The sequence below is a fragment of the Thermogemmatispora sp. genome, assembly GCF_019683635.1.
Lineage (GTDB): Bacteria > Chloroflexota > Ktedonobacteria > Ktedonobacterales > Ktedonobacteraceae > Thermogemmatispora.
This window is the reverse complement of sequence record NZ_JADGIA010000097.1, coordinates 1-18,687: the sequence shown is the minus strand read 5'-3', so window position 1 is coordinate 18,687 and position 18,687 is coordinate 1. Positions and strand designations below refer to the sequence as shown.

Genomic DNA, 18,687 nt, shown 5'->3' with positions numbered 1-18,687 from the left:
GGGTGGGACTGCTGGCCACTGTGGGGGATGGAGTTGCAGTTGCGCTGCCCGCTGGCCCGCTTAGGCTGACGTCATCGACGTAGACGCTTCCCTGCAGATACCAGCCGTGCACATAGATGGTGACGCTGGTGGTCGAGGCGCCGGTGGTAAAGGAAACGCTCAGCTGAGTGTAACTGCTGCTGCTGGTCCAGTTGCTGGCTCCTCCGTTAATGCCGAGATAGGCGTAGGGTCCGTCAACGTAGGCGCTGAGAGTATAGCTACTGTTGGGTTGTACGCTGATGGTCTGGGTACATTGCCCGGTGGTGGAGGCGGTGGGATTCATTTGTAAGGCATAGTGGCCGCTGTGTACTGGCGCCGTCACGACAGTGTCACCGGGGTCACAACTCCAACCGCTCAGATCGCCGCTCTCGAAGCCCGGATTGGTAACAAGGTTGCTGCCTGCTGCAAAGGCTCCGCCTGTCCAGCGCAGAAAAAGGGCCGCCGCCAGACCGCTGACAATGAGAAGCGCTGAGAGCAGTATGAGCAGGAAGCGAGGCCGCAGAGGAGGTAGTGACCTGGTCTTGGGCAGACTGCTGGGCATGGTGATGGCTTTCCTCCTTGCCTTGAAATGCTCAAACAGCCACAGGCTGTTCGCCGCTACGGCAGGGCATGCTGGCTTCATGCCTGCGGCCTGCCTTCTAATGAGAGAGGCTGACCGTGCCCTGCCGGCAGATCCTTCACCATCAATAATAGCTGCGTGTAATCATATCGTCAAGATGTCTAGACCACTCTGGCCAGGGCTGGCCGCAGAACCAGACCCGCAGACGGTCTACCCTCTCCCTGGTGAGTAGGTGAGATGGGGAGCGCAGGGGAGAGAGCTACAAGTGAGACCGACAGAGGTTCGGGCATGCAGGTCTCCGACCGGGTCTGGGTGCGGGTGTACAGCCGGGCTAGAGCGGTATCAGGAATCATGCGAAGCGATAGCGCAGGAAGAGGTAGCTACCAGCCCGTTTGAGACTGAGCAATTCTCCCCAGCGTGGATCGGACGGCAGGAAGAGCTGGCCTGAGATAAAGCCGGGGCGTGACTCGCTGGCATCGCGTCCGGCTAGCTGTGGGGCCAGGGTGAGGAACAGCTCGTCGATCAGCCGCTCGGCCATGAAACGGCCCATCAGCTGGGGGCCGCCTTCGACGAGAAGACGCTGGCAGCGCTGCCAGCGGCTCAGCGTCTCCACAATGGCCCGAGCCTGGAGCGGCCCATGCTCGCTGGCGACAAGCAGGTGCACGTTAGGAGGAAGGGGCTGTTGCTGCAGACGGGCCTTTCCTTGAGCGGTGGTAATCAGCACTGAGCTGATGGTAGCGTCGTGGAAGAGGGGTAGGCTAAGATCGACATTGCCACTGCTACTGACGATCACATTCAGCGGCTGGGCGGTTTGGCCCAACTGCCGGCGCAGCTGACCATATTCAGAGGCTAGCGGAGGATAGATATAGTCGGGGGTCCAGCGGTGCTCGGGGGCGTCGCGTAATGTGCCCGCTCCAACAATCACAGCATCGACACAGGCGCGCAGCAGACCCATGAGCATATGATCATGCTCGTTGCTGCCGCTGATATCCAGACTTTTTCCGTTGGCATGGGCGACGGCCACGCCGTCAAGCGTCTCGACAAAGTTGCTGACAATATAGGGGCGCTCCTCCGGTGCGGGTGGAAAGGCCAGCCTTCCGTAGAGGTGGGCTAGCCTTGGAGGAAGTGGCAGCATCTGGCCTCCAGGCTCTAGCTGCTCAAAGGCGGTCGCCAAAGGGGATACTGTTTGCATGGCTTGTGTACCATCCTCTTTCTGCTCATGGACTTATCCTTACTGTTAGTTATTGTATAAGGCAGACTGCTCCTGGTGTGCATTGTCCTCTCTTGCTGAGAACTTGGGAGGGAAGGCCGCACGAGCGTTTTGGCCTCCCTCTCTATCACGCTGCTTACCCTGGTTGGGGAACTAGCCAGCGCTCGCTCACGGTAATCTCATTCAGCCGTAGTTAAATCCTGCCAGCGAGCGCCGCTGTTGGCAATCATGCTGCCGATAGCGGCGGCGCCCAGACAGATCAGGGCCAGGCCACCGACGAGATACCACCAGGAGCCGACGCTGATCTGAGGAATCCAGGGGTAGACGACGGTTGCGATCATAGCTGTCAGACAAGAGAGGAGTCCTGGCAGACAGCATAACCAGAGGACAGGCTTGGTCCAAGGTTTCGGGAAGAGGCAGCGACTGTTCAGCAGGTGCGGATAACGGAATATGCAGACCAATATGTCGATGAATAGGAACATCACAGAGAGCGCCCAGACGAGTGTAGCTGCTGCAATCAGCACGTTGTAGGCTTCGGTCGCAAACTCGCCCGGCGATGCGGGCGCGATCAGATAGGGAATAATCAAGAAGACAACGGCGGCAAAGATCAGGCTGACGCAGGTCTGGAAGATAATGGCGTTGCCCGGCACACGATTCCGGTTGAGAAGGCCAACCTGCCGAGGCAGGTGCTTATCGATGGCTCCCACCATGAGCAGGCGCGCAAAGGTAGAATTGAAAAATACAGGTACAATGAGAAAATAGGCTAATATGCAGACGAGGATCAGGTTGCCGGCCCACTTGCCAAACACCATGTCCAGGAGTAGGACCGGAGCGAAGCCATTATATGCGGCCTGTCCTCCCTGAACGATGAGCATCGCCAGGGTGGTGATGAGATAGCTGGCGAAGACGATGGGAGTGCCCCAGAGGAGATGGCGCGTGATGATCTCGCGCTTGGGGGCCATCTCTCCTGCAAGAATCAGAGGGACCTCGGTGCTAAGGTAGGCAAAGGTGGCATAGCCAAAGGTAATGAAGTTGGCCGGCCTCATAGCCCAGTCGGAAGGATGGGCGAAACTGGTAGCCAGCGGGTGCCCTTCCAGCAGCCAGATCAGGGTAGCGAATCCCATGAGAGGGACTGCCAGAAAGTAAATGATTGTCAAGATATTGATCACATTCTGGACGAGGCGAAGGCGCTGTTGAGCGATCAGGCAAGAGAGTATGAGCAACCCGCTGATCACCAGCCCTTGCTGCCAGGGTTCGCTCAGCCAGCCGCTGTGCAAGTTTTGTAGATAAGTGACGAGCAGCTCGGGGCCGCCAATGATGAGGAGGGCTCCAGAGAGCCAGGCGCAGAAGCCCGAAAAGAAGCTCCAGTACTGTCCCAATGCCTTATGGCTCCAGTTGTAGAGTGCTCCCTCGTGAGGAAACATCAACGCCAGCTGGGCGGTGACAATGGCGCAGGGGAAAAAGAAGACCAGACCGCCCACCAGCAGATAGCTGACCCCTGCGGCTCCGCTGCCAACGAGTAGCGTGGAGATAGTGATATTGAAGAGCAGAAGCATGTAGTTGGCTGTCATGTCGAAGGCATTGAGCTGTACAGGCATGGTACGCGGGACATATGACTCCGAGGTCAGCTTGCTCTTTTCAAGTGGCTCTGAGGCCATAGAATTTTTCTCCTTTTCCTCATTGAGAATAACTTTTTGTGCGTAGAGCTATGAAATGGTCAAAATAGCAATCTGGCCGCGCTCAGAAGGAACCCTGGGCAGAGAGCAGAGCGCTTGTCAGACCCTCCTGGGAAGGCTGAGCTTGTCCTGCTCTCTAGCCTACTGTCGGTTAAGATATTTGATAAATCTCAGATACAGTCTTCTCGTTTAATCCGTGAGCTGCTACGTGTTGAGCTATCCATCTATTGATCGCTGCCGCTGCAGCGATTGACCAGCTCGCAAATAGCCTGTCGGGCCTCCTCGGCCTTCTGCTCAACATAGGGCATGTGACCAACGCCCGGCTGATACAAGTGCGCCTTGTCGGAGCTGGCGACAGCGGAGAGGAAGCGGTTGGTATCTTCAAGGGAGGCAAAAGGATCTTGATCGCCGGTCACCACCAAGATGGGGCTGCTAATCCGGCTAGGGTTTTGCACGTGGGGAAGCCGGGCTGCTTCGAAATAGGGGCCGACGGGATAGGCATAGGCTGTTCCGAAGTGGGCCTGGTGCCACTTCAACACGCCTGGCTCAGCTGATGGCGCGAACATCTCCCACTCTTCTTCTGTAGTGAAGGCATAGCCGCAGGGAGCTTGCTCCAGCTCTGTGAGCATGTCATCGATTGGTGTGGCCAGAGTGGCGTAGATGAGGCCAAGCAAGACCAGGCCGGCGACGCGCTCGGGATAGCGCTCAGCGACCACCGGCGCCACCATCGTTCCGTAGCTTTCGCCAATCAAAATAGCTCGTTCCTGGCCGGTGACATACCGCACAAAGTCGAGCACGGCCACTGTATCGGCTACCGAACTCTCGACAGTAACGCTCTTGCCGTCTGCTACGCGACTGGAGCGACCATGTCCGCGAAAGTCGAAGGCGAAGGTGCGCGAGCCATGCTGCGCTAGCGCGTTGACCAGAGAGGTGTTACTCTCAGGCACATCATAGCCGCTGCTATCCATGCCGGCTCCGTGCAGCAGCACAACTGGGAGCTTGGTATCGTGTCCTGCAATCCATTTCTCGCGGATGTACAGGTCGACAGTCGGCTCGATCCGCAAAAGCGTTTCGCAGATAGTATAGGTATCCTCCTCACGTAATGCTTTCCCGATTCGAGATTTCTCAAGCTGCATCAGACTATCTCTCCTAAGAGCGTGTTATAATGATTCTATCTAGAGTTGCTCAATTCATTGAGTTGAGCAACTCTAGTAAGGTTCTGCCTTTAGTGATTGGCCTTGCATCAGGCTTGGGACTCGGGACGATGGAGGGCGGTGATATCTGACTCTTCTTCTGGAGCCACGCTTGCTGCTGGGCTGCTAATAGCGACGGCCTCGGCTTCGGCCAGGCCCTCTGGCCCGAAGGCACCGATGCGCCCTGGTAGGGCAGGGTCAGAGCGTACGCGCCACCAGGAGTAGAGCAGGGCGGCGATCAGCAGCGCCAGGATGATCCAGGGGAAGAAGCTGTATGGCGGCTGCTGGCCGGGTTGCACCAAGGCCCAGAGTGGAACGGCGATGCTTGCGGTCCCGAGTAGCGGAAGGACATAGCGTCGCAGAGGCGAGAGACCCAGGCCGTTGTTAAAAATAACGGCGACATTGACAGCGCCGTAGATGAGGATCAGCGGGATAGTGCCCAATGTTGACAGGTAGCCAAAGGCCGAAAGCCAGTCACTGCCGGCTAAGCCGACCGCCAGGGCTAAGACCAGGGCCAGAGCGAAAGGAAGTGTCAGGGCCAGGATCGGGGTGCCGAAGCGATCTGAAACCTGGGCCAGAGCGTAGGGGAAGAGCCGTTCGCGGGCCGAGTTGAAAATCACGCGCGACAGGTTGTTCGTGCCGGCAAGCATGGTCCCCGCAACGCTGGTAAAACCGGCCAGCGCGGCAAGAATAGCCAGAGGACCAAGGTAGCGCTGGGCCAGGTCTATGAAGGGGATAGTGCTCTGCGCCAGGCGGCTGGCGCTATTGCCGAAGCCGGTCACTGTCGCGTAGCTCACAATGAGATAAAGAGCTGCCATGAAGACCAAACTGAGCATGACAGCCCGCGGGATATTCCTCCGAGGGTGCTCGCTCTCTTCGGCCAGAGCCGCAGCATTTTCAAAGCCGATGAAGAGAAAGACAGCCAATGGAAAAGCCTGGCCCAGGCCGGTGAGGCCATTTTGTAGCGCCGAAGGCAGTAAGGGGGTTAGTGAGAGTGGTGCTGGAGGATGAAGGAAGGCCAGGAACGCGACCACTAGCAGTACAGCCACTTCGATAATCATCGATGCAGTGGCGACAGCTGTCGAGCGATTGATGCCGCTGACGGTCAAAAGCCAGCAGAGGAGGGCTAGCACGATCGTCAGAGGAAGCCAGGGAACGCTCAGGCCGTAAAAGGTCTGGAGCGAGAAGCTGACCCAACCACCAATAGCCAGCATGACCGAGGCCAAGAGAAGAATGTAGGCAACGCTAAAGAGGACTGCGGTAGCGGTGCCAATGACGCCGCCAAAGGTCAGCCCGAGGAAGGTCACCAGGGAACCGTTGGAAGGATGGCGCTGGGCGAAGGCGGCTACGCTCGAACCGACAATGAAGATGGCGATCGCTGCCAGCAAAATGGTGAAAGGTGCTCCCTCTCCTGCGCCTTGCGTGATGACTGCCATCCCTAAATAGAATGAGAAAGCGGGGGCAATCTGGGCCATGGTAGAGCCAGCAATAGCAAATGCCGTCAGTGGTTTGTGAGGCCGTAGCTGAGGAATAGTTGTCAAAGGGCGCTCCTCCTTTCATCTATGCCTTTTGCAAGCTGTTGGACTCTATGCCTGCGGTGCCAACTGCTCTGGCTCTCCTTGCCTAAGAGAAGATGGCGGCGCCATAAGGGCCTGCCCCTGTGCTCACCCGCTGCAACAGCGCTATCGACAACGGGAGCAGAACCGAGAACTGTCACTTCACTCTCCGTTGCCTGGCTTTGGCTCATGCCTGCTCAAAAACAACTGGCTGCTTCTGCCTCCCTGACCTCTCCTTAGCATCTACCTTCCTCGTCTCCAGTAGCTCCTTTCTTGATTCTGTACAAGACTCGCAACTTGGTCTCAGTGAGAGTCTTGTATAATACCAAGTGTTGAAGAGCCAGCAAAGCCTCAGCATTATAACATGGAGGCATTCTCGTAATCAAGCCTGATCTATCATGCCTTGCATAATTCTATCATGATAGTGCGAGCCTAAAGTGCTCCAATGGGCCGCGGAAGAACAGGGCTTAGGCTGAGCGGTATTTACAGATGATGCCAGGCGTGCTATCCTCTCTGACTGGATGGCGATGCCGGCTTGAGCCTGGTACCTCTGAGCTGATCACGAGTATCAGACCCTGATGCTCTCTGGCTGTGGTGCGGTCAAACGGCTAAGGTGTGATTGAGGGAGAGAAAGGGACAGGCGCCTATGGCCTATTTTCTGGTGAAGACCGAGCCTGCGGACTATAGTTTGGAAGACCTTGCACGTGAGCAGCGCACTGTCTGGGATGGGGTGCGCAATCCCCAGGCGGTGCGCTTCATCGCGCAGATGCGTCCTGGAGATCGACTGCTGATTTACCATAGCGGGACCCAGGCGGCACTGGTTGGTCTGGCCCGTGTTGTTTCCTGGCCGCGTCCTGATCCTGCCGACAGCCGCAGTCAGGTGGTCGAGATCGAGTTTGTGCGTCGGCTGGCGCGCCCGGTAAGCTTACGCGAGATCAAGGAGAGCAAACTCTTTGCCGACTGGAGTCTGGTACGGCAGCCGCGTCTCTCCGTCATGGCTGTTCCAGAGCGCTTTCTGCACTGGTTGCGTGGCCAAGGGTTGCTTGATCCAGAAGAGGAAGAGGAATAACTATGGAGCAGCAGGCTAACTGGTACGTTGGTGGACGGTGGGTCCATCCAGACGAGGCCTCTATCCCTCTGACCGATGTGGCCGTCTTGCGAGGCTACAGCGTCTTCGAATCCCTACGTACCTACGATCGTCGTCCATTTCGTCTTGAAGATCATCTTGATCGACTGTATCACTCTGCGGAGCTAATTGATCTAGCTATTCCCTACACGCGCGAAGAGATTCGGGCTGTTCTGGAGGAGACTATCCGGCGCAATCCCTTTCGCCATGCCTCCCTGCGTATTCTAGTGACCGGTGGCACAAGCGAAGACGGCATTCTCCCATCCGGGAAGCCGCTACTGGCGGTCTTGATTACGCCCTTACCCGAACGCGATCTGGGGGCCTTCAAGCGCGGGCTGCGCCTGATTACCTGTCGCTTGCAACGGGAGGCGCCGGAAGCCAAAACGACCAGCTACATAGCGGCGGTGCGGGCTTTCAAGGAAGCGGTGCGGCGTGGAGCTGCCGATGCTCTCTTTGTCAATGAGCAGGGGCAGCTCCTGGAGGCGACGCGCAGCAATTTCTTCGTCTTCCGGGGCGACACCCTGGTGACACCGCGGGAAGGTATTCTTCCAGGAGTAACGCGCGCAGTAGTTCTGGAGCTGGCTCGGGAGCGCTTCCCAATCGAGGAGCGACCAATTGCGCTATCCGAGCTGCCTTCGGTTGATGAAGCCTTCCTGACTGCCTCGTCCAAGGAGATTATGCCGGTGGTGCAGATCGACGACCTGGTGATTGGCTCAGGCCAGCCGGGACCACGTACCTGGGAGCTGGAGCAGCGCTTTATTGCCCTGGTTGAGCAAGGCCGTTTCTAGTCGACGGGCCTGGGACTGGTGGTGAACAGCGCAGCAAGGCCATTCATGCCACACCTCCCAGGCTGGCTGGCGGCTCCGGCTCCTGCCGTTGAAGGGCGCGCGCGGCGGCTTGCTTCAGGCGCTCCTCGCTGCGAGGGCCAAAGCCGGGCAAGCGACGCAGGCGTTGCTCATTGGCGGCCTGCCATAACTTCTCAGCGGAGTCAATGCCCAACTCTTCATAGAGTCGCAGGGCTGTACGCGGGCCGATATGCTCGATCGTCAGGAGGTGACGCGCTCCTACTGGCAAGCTCTGGGGGAGAAGGTCGTGGGAGAAGGTCAGGGTCCCCCGCTGCAGTAGCTCAGCGATATGGGCCTGCATGCGACGACCCAGGCCCGCAATGGGCAGCGGCTCACCCCGCGCGATGATCTCTGTAACTGGCTCATGAAGATCAAGGATCGCCCGCGCCGCGTTGCGGTAGGCCTGAATCCGATAAGGGTTGCCGTGCTGTAGCTCAAGCAGCTCGGCCACGCTCGCCAGTACTTCGGCAAGCTGACGATTGCTGCGGACAGGCCGGGGTTCCTCTAAAGGCTCTGGCTCCAACCCAGGAAGCATCGGCTGCTGCACCGCGCGCCGCTGGTAGACGGATTGGCTCGGCAGCACCTGAATGGTCTGGGTAAGTTTGAGAATAGGATACATAGTTATGCCCCCCGTCGATGCTGGGCTACTCTACTGATCTTATCGTGGTTAATGGTACGGTACTGCGTACGTTCTCCCTTTCTTTCCGTCTGGCCATCCTCTGAGCGGCAAAGCTGCAGACAGCCACGGTTGAACGCACTGCTCTCTCCTCTGCTACCTTCGCTGTCTCAGAGTAACTAGAAAATTTGTTCAATGTAGTATAGCACAACGGGAGTAGAGTTGCAAGGAGCGTGCAAGAGGGCAAAAAAACGAAGGCCGGATCAAGAGAGATCCGGCCTTCAGTCACTTATCTTCTGACAAATGGCCCTTACGGGCCAAGTCTGTCCACCTGAAACACCATCCCTAGTAAGCGGACAGGCAACTTCAGCATAGGCATCGCCTCCTTTCCGGGCTTCGCCTATCGGAAGGCTGTCGCCTGAGATAGGCTTCAGGATATCCCTCTGCGGGACACAGTCATTATAGCATGTCACTGGGGGATGTTGTCAAACTCAGCCGTGCTCTAGAGAGGGTTGAGAGAAGATTAGTGCTCCTCGTCCCCGGTAGTGAGATCGACTCTCTCTGGAGAGGTGAGCAGGTCCTGCACCAGGCTCGTCAGCGAGCTGCTCAGCTTTGCATTGGAGACCACCCGCTGGGCGCCGGCTTCCAAAGCCCTGGCGCGGGCCTCCACATCGACATGGGGGCCAAAGGCGAGCACTGGCAGCCCATACTGGCGGGCCTGGCGGATGGCCTCATCCCAGGCCACACCTGGTGTTGAGATATTCACAATCGCCAGCGCCAGCTGCTCGCGCGGCTGCCCAGATATCGAGCTGTTGCCGGACAGCGCTCGCGAGAAGGCAGCCAGATCGCGCACAACGATCGTCTCCAAGGCCAGATGACGCAGCGTATCGCGTATCTTCACCGCGAAGAAGAGATCCCGCTCTAGAGCAAGTACTGATCGTGACACAGGCTAGCACTCCTGCTGATTGGTTAACTGACGACGCTAGCAGCCCGGACCTGTTCGCTCTGGTCCAGAAGCGCTGGCGTCCGCGCGCGTCTCGCCCCTGTCCCATCTCATCTTAGTCGTCGGTTGGCTCCTGAACGGGACGGCGGAACAGCTCGGCCAGCTCCTGATTGATCAGATCGAGATTTGTATACTGCTCGCGGCTGAGCACATGATGAGTGCCAGTGCAGTAGGGCTTACTACACTTGCGCATGTGGCTCGTCTCGAAGAGCAGGTTCCCGTTCTCCACGCTCACCCAGATATGCTTGCGCGAGTAGCCATCGCCCCACTTCAGCAGCAGGCCGCTTTCGTACTCATCAAAACGGCCCTGTCCGTAGAGGTAGTCGCGGTTAAACATCTGCAGAATCTCGCGTACCCGACTGGCAGCCACCACCTCGGCCACTTCTGGGCGCATGCGGGTGGTCGCCTCCTGAGCCAAGTCCTCCTTGGGAATCTCCAGCGCGCGCGAAGAATGCTGTTCCTCGCGAATCATGCGCTGAATCATAGCCGCCTCGTAATCGGAGAGGCTGCGGGACTGGCCCAGAATCAAGGGTTTCCCATTGGATGCACGGAGACTGCGCTGATTGTTAGGGTTGTTCTGTTCAGGCACCATTGTGCTCCTTAGCTACAATCGCTTCCAGCAGAAAGCAGCGCTTCTGATAGGCTAGCTGACCTGCCCTGCTCGGCCCCAGGCGCGCAGGGGGTCGGTGGCTCACGCCGCCGAATCGATCAGCCCGTTAACCTCTTTCTTGACTTCTTCTGTCAATGCACTTGTTGTGGTTGTTTGTTGGTTCGCTCTCTGTCATAGCTTACAACGCCACTGCCCTTTTTCACAAGGGGGGCGTTCAGGGGACGCGGGCAGGATACTGGCCAGGGACAGCCCTGGCTCAACGGCCCAGAGGGCACTGCGTTCAGGCCGATCTTGCCCACTCTGGAGATCGTGAATATGGGCAGGGGCAGCGAGAAAGTTGCTCTACCGGATCTCGCGCCTGCGCTGGACCTGACTGGCTAGGCGGGATAGTTACGTTGGGCGACCGCTTCAATGGCCTTGAGAATCGTGTCAAGCTGATCTGGTTCCCGGATAAAGGCCAGCATGCCTTTCCAAAAAGCGTGCTGGACCACTGGTGGCATTAAATCGCCTGCCCCAAAGCAGAAGAAGGGGGCCTGGCTGAGCATTTGGGCCGAGGCCCGGGCGACCGGGTTGGGATAGGCACTGAGGGAAATCGACTTATTGACCGAGGTAAAGCCGCCGCGCCGAACCCAGATCTCCTGCGCTTGTGCGCTGGCGAGGTATTGCACCAGAGCCCGCACCTCTGCTGTATCCTGCAGCGCAACCACAGCATCGGCTCCCCCAGTGACAGCGCCAGCATAGCGTGGGTTGATCTCCGGGAATGGAAAGAAGTTGATCTCCTCGCCAGGGACAATGGTGGGGAAGCGGCTCGTGACAAAGCCAAGCACGAAGTCGCCCGAATAGTAAAAGTAGGCGCGCGGCGGTTGTTCGAAGGGAGCGTAGCTGGCGTCCTGAAAGTTCGTCAGCAAGATCGAGGTCGGAGCATTGGAGATATAGTGCTTGCCAGTGAGAATAGAGCCGAAGCGGCGAAAGGTCTGTTTAATGGTTGGGTCGGTCCAGGCAATGGTGTGGTTTACCCAGCGCTGGTACATCTCTGGTCCCCACTCTTTCAAATACAGCTCGGCGATCCAATCGGCAGCAGGCCAGCCACTAGAGGCTGCACTTTCGACGCCGATGGCCCAGGGATAGCGTCCCTGGGCGGCAATGGCGTTAGAGACCGCGATCAGCTCATCCCAGGTATGAGGGACGCTCAGGCCGAGTGCCTGCAGTTGCCGAGGGTTATACCAGATGATTCCCTTATTAGCCGCCTTGTAGAAGAGTGCATAGAGCGCTCCCTTGTAGCTCCCGAGATCGATCCAGGTACGGCTATAGTCACGCTTGACTATCTCCATATCCAGGAAGCTGTCCAGAGGGAGTAGCTTCCCCTGTGCGGCCAATTGCTGCATCCCACCCGGATTGGGCAGGATGGCAACCCCTGGAGGTGTGTTCGCTCGTAGCAGCGTGGTCAGGAGTGTGTCCTGATCGCGAGTAGAGACAACCTGCACCTTGATCTGAGTCTGTCGTTCGAAAGGGGCAACCACTGCCCGGAAAGAGTCCTGCTCCTCGCTGCTCCAGACGGTCAAAACATCGACCGAGGCGGACTGGCTGTCGCAGGCTGCTAGCAAGGCGAGTGCTGAGTGGGCGGCCAGGCCCAAGGTCACAGCACGCTGCAAGAAGACGCGACGGCGGAGGCGCTCCTGCTTGCACTGCTTCCGCTGATCCTGAGCCTGCCAGCCCGGCTGTTCATCGCGCCGTTGGTGATGATGGTGTGGCGCGGGCATGCGTTCCTCCCAGGCTCACAGCGCACTGAGCTTCCAGCGATAGGGGCGTGAGTTAGCTACCTCACAGTATAGTTCTTTCGGGCTGTCTGTGCAATATGGTGGCTGCCAGAGAGACGCAGTGCTAACTGATAATGCCAGAAGAACCTGACATGTTTCTGATTCTTCGGCAGCTGTAAGGATAATTGCGGTAGATCAGGAGGCGAGGCAGAAAGATAGAGAGGGAGACGGCTCCCCCGGCCCCGACTGGTTGGCCAGGGACTCCCAATCGGGTCGGGACCAGGGGCAGGAGCCTGACGTGAGAGTGGGATGGGATCGGTATGAGGTGGCCGCTCTCTCTCTTGGAGGTAGAACCGCAAGCCGTTCAGCAGCTGTACCTGGAGTGGTCAGGGAGCACGCCAGACCTGTACCGTATGGTCCCAGCCCGCGGAGGCCAGATAGTGATCGTTCGGAGACCAGGCGACAGCTGTGACTTCATCACTGTGCTGTCGATAGATCAGGGCCACCTCGCCGTTGAAGGGGTTCCAGACTTGCACAGTAGCATCGGCTCCCGCAGAGGCGATGAAGCGTCCGTCGTGCGACCAGGCAACGGCATCGACGCTACCGTGGTGGCCGGTGTAGACCCGCAGGGTGCTGCCGTTTTTGGCGTTCCAGACGCGCACCGTGCCATCCTTGCTGGCTGAGGCGATATAGCGACCGTCCGGTGACCAGCTCAGGGAGGTAATGGTATCGCTGTGGGCTGTATAGGAGAGGAGCGGCGTCTCTGGATTGCTGGTGTGCACGTTCCAGATGCGGACAATGTCGCCGGCGTCGCCTGCTGCCAGGTAGTTTCCGTCCGGGGACCAAGCCAGCGTTGTCACGGGAAAGATGCCATTATAGACAACGGCATTGGCTCCTGTGGTGGCATCCCAAACCCAGATGCGATTGTCGCCTCCTCCAGAGGCCAATCTCCGGCTGTCTGGCGACCAGGCCAGCGCATAGACGATATCTGTGTGGCGAGTGAAGCGATAGAGACGCTGGCCCGTTTCGGTGTTCCAGACCTCGACGGTATGATTCTCAAAGGCGGCGGCCAGATAGCGCCCGTTGGGGGACCAGGCCACGGCGTAGGCAATACCGGCGCTAGTCTCATAGCGATAGCGCAGCGTGCCAGTCAGAGCGCTCCAGACTTCGATGGTGCCTTTGAGGTCGCTGGAGGCCAGCGAGCCGCCGTCCGGCGACCAGGTTAAAGAGCTGATAGCGCTGCTATGTCCACGGTAGGTCACCAGCAGTGTGCCCGGGCTGCTGGCTCCGCTCTCTGTGAGCAGGTGCATCAATGGCAGGCCCATGACCAGCATGAGGCAAGCCGCCACCAGGGCGACCACGGCTGTCCAGACAGGCTGACGCGACCGCGACCAGCGGGCCGGCCTGGGTCGCGCGTAAAGGCTGCTTGCCGGGCGAGTCCGGCCTGCGAACGGTGGTGCTGAATGCTCCTCTTCCTCGCTGGCGAATTTGCTCATGAGGGCGGCCAGACGTGGCACAGGCTTCAGCACCGGGTCGGGCAGTGCTCGCAGGCGGGCATCGAGCAGCTCATAGTCGGCCCGGGCAGCTGCGCAGACGGGGCAGTGCTCCAGATGAGCCTGTAGCGCCTCACGATCGGCAGGTGACAGGTCCTCCGGACGCAGAGCGAGCTTCTCAGCCCAGGATGGGCAAGGAGGACGCGGCGGCTGCTTCATTTCCGCTTACCTCCTCTCTGCCTGGTCGGAAGCCCTTCACTCTCCAGGCGCTGGTAGATCTGGCGCATCTCCTCTTTGCCTCGACTGAGATATTTACTCACGCATGATTCTTTCATGCCCAGCAGTTCAGCTACCTTGCGCTGTGGCAGTCCTTCAATCACGTATAGAATGAGGCAGGCGCGGTAAGTGGGCGAGACGTGGGCAAGCGCGATCTGGGTCAACTCGCGCTCTTCGATATGCTGTTCCATCCCTAGCGTGCTCAGCTCGCGACTGTCCTCATGGCAGTCTTCCCAGGGGACGTACTGCATGCGCCTGGCCTGTTCCAGATAGTTATGAGCAAGATTAGTGGCGATGCGATACAGCCAGCTGGCGAAACGTTGCGGATCGCGTAGACCTGGTAGTCCTTGCCAGGCGCGGAAAAACGTATCCTGGGTCAGATCGCAGCTCACCCCATCGTTGCCGACCATGTGTTTCAGGTAGCGAGCGATCCTATGCTCGTAGCGCTCGAACAGCGTATTAAAGGCAGCCTCGTCGCCGCGTTGCGCTCGTTGCACAAGAGCTAGCTCATCAGGCGAGCCATTTGTCTCCGATGAAGACGTATCCTCTATCCTGTAGGCCATAGGTGAGGTTCCTTAACGAGCTGCCGAAGACAACTGCAGAGAGACCCCGGCGTCTGCTCTGGGTCTGCTGCCTTGCGCTAGTGCTCTCTCAAGCAGGTGAGCCAGAGAGCGCGCGAGGTGGCAGTCTGGACCCCCTGGGAGGCAGCTCAGGGAGAGAGCGCCAGGGGATTAGCATGAGCCGGCTGCTGATGGTCCTGGTGATGGAGCGCAGGCAGCGACGGCTGAGATCTCTCCCCTCCATGATACACCATCGGCGCTAGATCTGGGCAGCGGGCAGGACGTTCGGGAGAGCCGAGGCTCGCGGCGCGAGGGCGCTCTGCCAGCGGGACAGACGCGGCGACGGGTCGGGAAACAGATGGAGTGAGATCCTGCTCCTGGAGGTGAGAGTAGCTACGTGCGTACTCGGCGATCACTGGATGCAACGTATAGCTGTCCGGGCCGGCGCTTTCTAGCAAACCGGCATCCAGCAGCTCATCGAGCGTTTGAGCTGAGACCTGCTGGCCCAGCGATGTTTCATGAAAGGTCTGCGGCTTCGGTGGTAGAGCTGCCAGGCAAGTCAACGCCTGGCGAGCCTCACGGCTCAAACGGCGATAGCTGATTGCAAGTGCAGCTGCCAGCGATGGTGGAGCGGCCTGGGCGTGGTAGTGGTGAGGTTCCACGGTGGCGTCGCAGCCCTCCAGTGAGAGGCGCAGCTGCGGATTCTGGAGGCGCTCCAGGGCTGAGCGCAAGCGGCGGATCTGGCCGCTGTAGGTCTGGGCCTGCAGGTAGCGCCCGATCAGGGTCAGCGCCAAGGGTAAGCCGCCGACGGCCTGTACCAAAGCGCGGCTGGCCTCCGGTTCCAGACGAGTGGCCAGGGGAGCAAAGCGCTCCAGAAGAGCCAGCGCCTGCTCCTGCTCCAGCTCAGGAACGCGGAAAGCCCGCTCATTGGCGAAGTGGAGGGCCACCACCGGCAAGCGTGTTGTCAGCAGATAAGCGCACTGTGGCCCTCCGACCATCAGCAGCAAGGATTCAGCATATGACCAGGCATCGTCAATAACCAACAGCATGCGTCGATGCTGAATGGCGGCGCGCAGCGCCTGAATCCAGCTTTCAAGGCTTTCCAGGCGGAGCTGAATGTGGGGTGGAATCTCTAGCAGCGCTGCCCAGTGGCGTAGCAGAGCAGGAAGATGAGGTTCGCTGCTGAGCCGGCCCCAGAGGATACCCCCATTGAAATGGGCCTGCACCTCTGGATCGTGTACCAGGGCCAGAGCCAGCGTCGTCTTGCCAACTCCAGGCAGACCGTAGAGGGCCACCGTGTTGCCGCTTCGTTCTTGCATCAATTGCGATTTTAGCTGGGATAAGATCCGGTCACGCCCAATCGGGGCAAGACTCTCTGGCGTTACGAGAGGCATGGCAGGATCAAAGATGCTCTTGTTAATCCCCGGCTGCTCAGGCGACTCGTGGCTGCTTTCCTCATGTGTTCGGGCTGATCCACAAGCGGACGACTCGCTGGTCGGCGGAACGACGTGGGCAGGCTCCTGATAGAGGCCCAGCTCCTGGGCCGACAGGCCGAAGAAGCTGCAGAGCTTCTGGCGGAAGTAGGCGCTGGGAATGGCGTCCCCACGCTCCCAACGACCAATTGTCTTCGGATCAGCCACTCCGATCTGGGCCGCCACATACTCGCGCGACCAGCCCCGACGGAGTCGCTCGCTGCGGAGCCGGTCATTGGCAGGCATTTTTCTGGCCTTGCTCACGGCTGTATCCTTTCTGCGCTTGTTGTCCCTCTGCCTATACTGTATGACAGGAGAGCCATGAAAAATCTGACAGAGAAACGCTTAAGATTGCCGTTACCATCGGGAAATGAGAGAAAGATTGCTGTCTCGGAGCCGCGCGATCAGTCTGCTTGGAGGACCAGAGGCTGACCAGGTCGGCTGAGTGGGCCGTGCTATCTGCTGTAGCTGGCTGCGGCGACGCTGTCAGCAAGCTTGTGTTGGGAGCAAACAAAGGAAGGAGGGAGGACTGGCCAGATCAAGCCGTCTATGAGCCGTCACGCTGTCCCTATGAGGACGTTGCCAGTTTGGGGCTGCCTGGCTACACTCTCTCTGTCTGCACAGACATCTTTCTGCTCCGTTCCCTGTTTGTCTGTGACAGTTGCAAGCTGCACGCAACTGTAGTGAGCCGAGCAACATCAGCCCAAAGGAGGAGCTTATGTTTATTTATGATCGGCAACAGCGCGAGGCGCTAGATCGGCTCGTAGAAGATCTGAGTGAGCATCGGATCGGGAGACGGGTCTTTCTACAACGCGCGATGGCGCTTGGGTTGACGGCCAGCGCTGCCGCCTCAGTACTGGCGGCCTGTGGTACGCCCAGCACTACTGGGGGCAGCAGTACGCCTGCAACCGTCAGCTCGATCGATGTGCTCAATGTCTGGAGCGGCGAGGAGCAGCAATCGTTTGACGCCGTAGTGACTCCCTTCGAGAGTCAGTCGAAGATCACGGTCAAGATCGAGGCGACACGCGATCTTGATGCGGTGCTCACCTCGCGCTTGCGCGGCGGCAACCCGCCAGATATTGCCGTGCTGCCCAATCCGGGCAAGATGCAACAGCTGGCGAGCCAGGGCAAGCTAATCCCCCTCGATTCCTTCCTGGATATGAACAAGGTCAAGAGCGATTACGCTTCGACCTGGATCGATCTGGGTTCCTACAACGGTCGGCTCTACGCGCTCTTCTACAAGGCGGCCAACAAGGGTACTATCTGGTATAATCCTACGCAGTTTCAGGCGATCGGCGGTACGATTCCCAAGACCTGGGACGACCTGATCAAGCTCTCCGATATGATTGCTGGCAAGGGAAAGTTCCCCTGGTCGATGGGGGTCGAGAGCGGCTCGGCCAGCGGCTGGCCGGCTGCCGACTGGGTCGATGAGATCTTCCTGCTGCAGTCGGGGCCTGATCTCTACGATCAATGGGTCAATCACAAGATCCCCTGGACCCATAGTAGTGTCAAGCAGGCTTTCCAGACCTTCGCCCAGATCGTCACTGGCAAACACTATATCAATGGCGCGCCTCAGTCGATCCTGGCCACCAACTTCCAGGACGCCAGCTATGCCCCCTTCAAGAATCCTCCTGAGGCCTACCTCTACTACCTCGGCGACTTCACTGCCGGCTTCATTACGGCGCAGTTCAAGAGCGCCCAGCCTGGCAAGGATTTCAATTTCTTCCCCTTCCCGACGATTAATCCCCAGTATCAGGGGGCTGTGACTGGGGGTGCTGATGTGATCGTAGCCTTAAGGGATAACAATGGTGTGCGCGAGCTGGTGAAGTACCTGGAGACGGCCCAGGCACAAGAAATCTGGGTCAAGCGCGGCGGCTTCACTTCGCCGAGCAAGGCGGTTTCCTTGTCAGCCTATCCTAATGATGTCGCGCGCGCTTCGGCGCAGATGCTGACCAGTGCTACGATCTTCCGCTTCGGGGCCGATGACCTGATGCCTCCGGCGATGGAGACGGCTTACTGGAAAGCCATGCTGGATTTCATCAAGGACCCGACTAAGCTCGATAGTGTCCTGAGTTCGCTGGAGTCAACAGCTCAGCAGGCTTACGCTTCCGCGTAGGAAAGCGAGGCGCCTCTCGTTCGGGTGAGATCGCTTGCTGGCTTGTCCGCTGGCTCCTCTCCGCCTGAGTAGAACCTGGCAGTTCAGCCGCGCGTCTGCGAGGACTTCGGAAGGGACAGGGCTACTGAGGCGGAGGGGCAAGCTGAGGGGCAAGAGGGGGAGAGGAAGGGCTATCTCCGCCTCGCCCTCAAGCTACGCGATGGCTGGCGGACAGGCCGGCCCGACTCACTGGATGACCCGCGATGAGGCGTACTGACGTCTCTCTTGTGGGGCTGTTGGGGACTCCTTCGGGATGCCAGTCGGACTCTTACCTTTTGCAAATGTAGGCAGGTCTCGCTGGATAGATGGAGCTTCTTCGCCTATTTTTACGTGGTACTGGTGTCAGGTCCGTAGGCACAGGCCGGTAGGCACAGGCCGATAGGCACAGGTTGGCAGTCGCGGGCCAGCAGCTGTGGTACTACCGTGTCATGGCATGGACACAATTGTTCCCAGGGGATGTGTGCTTATGATCAAAGCCATCGAAGAGCAGCGGAGCCTTCCGACGAAGACAACGGCGCGCAGAAAGCGCTTCAGCCTAACC

Annotated in this window: 15 protein-coding genes; 3 read left to right on the top strand and 12 right to left on the bottom strand. The window is 58.9% G+C overall.

The window, feature by feature from the left end; all coding sequences use genetic code 11:
* The 5 genes from IRZ31_RS12125 to IRZ31_RS12105 form a co-directional block, all read right to left on the bottom strand.
* Window positions 1-580 (bottom strand): carbohydrate binding domain-containing protein (locus IRZ31_RS12125; RefSeq protein WP_297154012.1); only part of this gene is annotated, 580 nt, incomplete at its 3' end.
* Between the two features lie 367 nt (window positions 581-947).
* Window positions 948-1,790, bottom strand: coding sequence for a dihydrofolate reductase family protein (locus tag IRZ31_RS12120; RefSeq protein WP_297154010.1), 843 nt, complete (start codon window positions 1,788-1,790; stop codon window positions 948-950).
* 197 nt (window positions 1,791-1,987) lie between these two features.
* A complete protein-coding gene (locus IRZ31_RS12115; RefSeq protein WP_297154008.1) occupies window positions 1,988-3,466 on the bottom strand; it encodes an APC family permease in 1,479 nt (492 codons plus the stop codon).
* A 242-nt stretch (window positions 3,467-3,708) separates the two neighbouring features.
* Window positions 3,709-4,620 carry an alpha/beta hydrolase gene (locus IRZ31_RS12110; RefSeq protein WP_297154007.1) on the bottom strand — a complete coding sequence of 304 codons (912 nt, stop codon included), beginning with the start codon at window positions 4,618-4,620 and terminating at the stop codon, window positions 3,709-3,711.
* A gap of 107 nt (window positions 4,621-4,727) precedes the next feature.
* Window positions 4,728-6,218, bottom strand: a complete 1,491-nt coding sequence (locus tag IRZ31_RS12105) for an APC family permease (RefSeq protein WP_297154005.1) — start codon at window positions 6,216-6,218, stop codon at window positions 4,728-4,730.
* A 661-nt stretch (window positions 6,219-6,879) separates the two neighbouring features.
* Here IRZ31_RS12105 and IRZ31_RS12100 point away from each other — a divergent pair.
* A complete protein-coding gene (locus IRZ31_RS12100; protein ID WP_297154003.1) occupies window positions 6,880-7,302 on the top strand; it encodes an EVE domain-containing protein in 423 nt (140 codons plus the stop codon).
* A 2-nt stretch (window positions 7,303-7,304) separates the two neighbouring features.
* Window positions 7,305-8,147 carry an aminotransferase class IV gene (locus tag IRZ31_RS12095; RefSeq protein WP_297154001.1) on the top strand — a complete coding sequence of 281 codons (843 nt, stop codon included), beginning with the start codon at window positions 7,305-7,307 and terminating at the stop codon, window positions 8,145-8,147.
* 43 nt (window positions 8,148-8,190) lie between these two features.
* Here IRZ31_RS12095 and IRZ31_RS12090 read toward each other — a convergent pair whose 3' ends face one another.
* The 7 genes from IRZ31_RS12090 to IRZ31_RS12060 all read right to left on the bottom strand — a co-directional run bounded on the left by IRZ31_RS12090 (window position 8,191) and on the right by IRZ31_RS12060 (window position 16,255).
* Entirely contained in the window at window positions 8,191-8,823 is a 633-nt protein-coding gene (locus tag IRZ31_RS12090) for a helix-hairpin-helix domain-containing protein (RefSeq protein ID WP_297153999.1), read from the bottom strand.
* Between the two features lie 520 nt (window positions 8,824-9,343).
* Entirely contained in the window at window positions 9,344-9,766 is a 423-nt protein-coding gene (locus IRZ31_RS12085) for a hypothetical protein (protein WP_297153997.1), read from the bottom strand.
* A 112-nt stretch (window positions 9,767-9,878) separates the two neighbouring features.
* Window positions 9,879-10,415: a hypothetical protein gene (locus tag IRZ31_RS12080; RefSeq protein ID WP_297153995.1), complete on the bottom strand. Its 537-nt coding sequence runs from the start codon at window positions 10,413-10,415 to the stop codon at window positions 9,879-9,881.
* Between the two features lie 395 nt (window positions 10,416-10,810).
* On the bottom strand, window positions 10,811-12,193 hold the full coding sequence (locus tag IRZ31_RS12075; protein WP_297153993.1) for an ABC transporter substrate-binding protein: 1,383 nt from the start codon (window positions 12,191-12,193) through the stop codon (window positions 10,811-10,813).
* A 383-nt stretch (window positions 12,194-12,576) separates the two neighbouring features.
* The gene (locus IRZ31_RS12070) at window positions 12,577-13,902 is read right to left on the bottom strand and encodes a hypothetical protein (RefSeq protein ID WP_297153991.1); all 1,326 of its coding nucleotides are present in this window, start codon (window positions 13,900-13,902) and stop codon (window positions 12,577-12,579) included.
* Window positions 13,899-14,522 (bottom strand): RNA polymerase sigma factor, encoded by a 624-nt coding sequence (locus IRZ31_RS12065; protein ID WP_112427448.1) that lies wholly within the window; start codon window positions 14,520-14,522, stop codon window positions 13,899-13,901. Before IRZ31_RS12065 ends, IRZ31_RS12070 begins: the two co-directional genes overlap by 4 nt.
* 146 nt (window positions 14,523-14,668) lie before the next feature.
* Window positions 14,669-16,255 carry a helix-turn-helix domain-containing protein gene (locus tag IRZ31_RS12060; protein ID WP_189361376.1) on the bottom strand — a complete coding sequence of 529 codons (1,587 nt, stop codon included), beginning with the start codon at window positions 16,253-16,255 and terminating at the stop codon, window positions 14,669-14,671.
* Between the two features lie 454 nt (window positions 16,256-16,709).
* Between IRZ31_RS12060 and IRZ31_RS12055 the strand changes: the two genes are divergently transcribed.
* Complete coding sequence (locus IRZ31_RS12055; protein WP_297153985.1) at window positions 16,710-18,107, top strand: ABC transporter substrate-binding protein; 1,398 nt, start codon at window positions 16,710-16,712, stop codon at window positions 18,105-18,107.
* Window positions 18,108-18,687 lie beyond the last annotated feature (580 nt).

Excerpts from the sequence above, each read along its gene's own strand:
- IRZ31_RS12065 (WP_112427448.1), bottom strand. The coding sequence starts at position 14,522 with ATGGCCTACAGGATAGAGGATACGTCTTCATCGGAGACAAATGGCTCG.
- IRZ31_RS12095 (WP_297154001.1), top strand. The coding sequence starts at position 7,305 with ATGGAGCAGCAGGCTAACTGGTACGTTGGTGGACGGTGGGTCCATCCA.
- IRZ31_RS12120 (WP_297154010.1), bottom strand. The coding sequence starts at position 1,790 with ATGCAAACAGTATCCCCTTTGGCGACCGCCTTTGAGCAGCTAGAGCCT.
- IRZ31_RS12100 (WP_297154003.1), top strand. The coding sequence starts at position 6,880 with ATGGCCTATTTTCTGGTGAAGACCGAGCCTGCGGACTATAGTTTGGAA.
- IRZ31_RS12080 (WP_297153995.1), bottom strand. The coding sequence starts at position 10,415 with ATGGTGCCTGAACAGAACAACCCTAACAATCAGCGCAGTCTCCGTGCA.
- IRZ31_RS12075 (WP_297153993.1), bottom strand. The coding sequence starts at position 12,193 with ATGCCCGCGCCACACCATCATCACCAACGGCGCGATGAACAGCCGGGC.
- IRZ31_RS12090 (WP_297153999.1), bottom strand. The coding sequence starts at position 8,823 with ATGTATCCTATTCTCAAACTTACCCAGACCATTCAGGTGCTGCCGAGC.
- IRZ31_RS12070 (WP_297153991.1), bottom strand. The coding sequence starts at position 13,902 with ATGAAGCAGCCGCCGCGTCCTCCTTGCCCATCCTGGGCTGAGAAGCTC.
- IRZ31_RS12110 (WP_297154007.1), bottom strand. The coding sequence starts at position 4,620 with ATGCAGCTTGAGAAATCTCGAATCGGGAAAGCATTACGTGAGGAGGAT.
- IRZ31_RS12115 (WP_297154008.1), bottom strand. The coding sequence starts at position 3,466 with ATGGCCTCAGAGCCACTTGAAAAGAGCAAGCTGACCTCGGAGTCATAT.
- IRZ31_RS12055 (WP_297153985.1), top strand. The coding sequence starts at position 16,710 with ATGTTTATTTATGATCGGCAACAGCGCGAGGCGCTAGATCGGCTCGTA.